Below are 1,233 nucleotides of genomic sequence, written 5' to 3' on the forward strand. Positions count from 1 at the left end.
GTCGATATCTTCCTGAACCTGGCGTTCGCCACGAACACGGACATCGACGCCGACGGCGTGCTGGCGATCACCGGCACCATCACTCTGCTCTGGGAGAACTGGGGCGACAACGTTTGACAGCCCTGCGGCTGGGTGAGCCGCCCAATCGAAGGAACAATCGATCATGACAGATACGGCAGAAACTGGGTCCGTGGCGGTGGATGCACCTCCGGCGGGCAACCTGGAAAAGCCAGCGACGACGGTAGAGAACGGGTCCGCTACCGAAGGCGCCAAGAGTTGGTTTGACGGTCTTTCCGAAGGCAACCGCAAGCTCGCTGATAACAAGGGCTGGACCAAGCCGGAGGGCGGCATCGAAAAGGTGCTGACCTCCTATGCGGAACTCGAACGTATGCAGGGTGAAAGCCTGCGCGTTCCCGCAGCCGACGCACCGAAGGAGGAGTGGGAGAAATTCAACTCCAAGCTTCCCGAGACCATGCGGCCGGTGACATCGCCCGAAAAGGTCGAGTACACGCGCCCGGAAGGGCTCCCTGCTGATCTACCCTACGATGAAGCGCTGGCGACTGCGTCCAAGACCTGGGCGGCTGAAGCCGGCGCCACTCCCAAGGTGGCACAAGCCTACCACGACAAATTCGTAGGCTACATGGCCGACCAGGTGAAGGCGCATCAAACCGCCCTCGCCGCATCGGTCGAGGCAACCCACGAAGATCTTGTGAAGGACTGGGGACCGAAAGACAGCGAAGGCTTCAAGCAGAAGCACGAGCTAGCGAACCGGGCGGCCAAGAAGCTCGATCTGGTCGACGCCTTCAAGGAGGCGGGAATTCTGTTGCCCGACGGAGCGCTGACCAAGTCCAAGGTCGCGCGCGCTCTCTCGGCAGTGGGCGAAGCGATGTTCAAGGAAGACACGATCGACAATGACGCCTCTCGCGGCGGGGAGAACCCGTTCAAGAAGGACGCCAGCGGCGGTCGCAACATCTCGGCGATTTCGGCCCTTGTGAAAAGCGACCCCGAACGCGCGAAGCGGCTTGCCCGCGAGGCTGGTGAAAACCCGGATCTCTGGGTGTCCAGCCATCCCCTGTGAGGGATCGACACCGCTCCGCATTGCTAAAGGAATGAAATAAAATGGCAGACGCCTACACCCGCATTGCGGATTCGATCGTCCCATCGGTCTATTCGCAGTACTCGTTCGAAGAGCACGTGCAGTCGCTGGAAATCTACCAGGCCGGCATCCTCTTC

1 protein-coding gene is annotated in these 1,233 nt (G+C 60.8%); it reads left to right on the forward strand.

What is annotated here, in order from left to right; translation table 11 throughout:
• Nucleotides 1-163: 163 nt before the first annotated feature.
• Nucleotides 164-1,078 carry a hypothetical protein gene (locus tag EOB49_RS32280; protein WP_127383349.1) on the forward strand — a complete coding sequence of 305 codons (915 nt, stop codon included), beginning with the start codon at nt 164-166 and terminating at the stop codon, nt 1,076-1,078.
• Nucleotides 1,079-1,233 lie beyond the last annotated feature (155 nt).

Origin of the sequence: Mesorhizobium sp. M7A.F.Ca.MR.148.00.0.0 (genome assembly GCF_003997735.1) — a bacterium.
In the GTDB taxonomy this organism is placed as follows: domain Bacteria; phylum Pseudomonadota; class Alphaproteobacteria; order Rhizobiales; family Rhizobiaceae; genus Mesorhizobium.

Excerpts from the sequence above, each read along its gene's own strand:
- EOB49_RS32280 (WP_127383349.1), top strand. The coding sequence starts at position 164 with ATGACAGATACGGCAGAAACTGGGTCCGTGGCGGTGGATGCACCTCCG.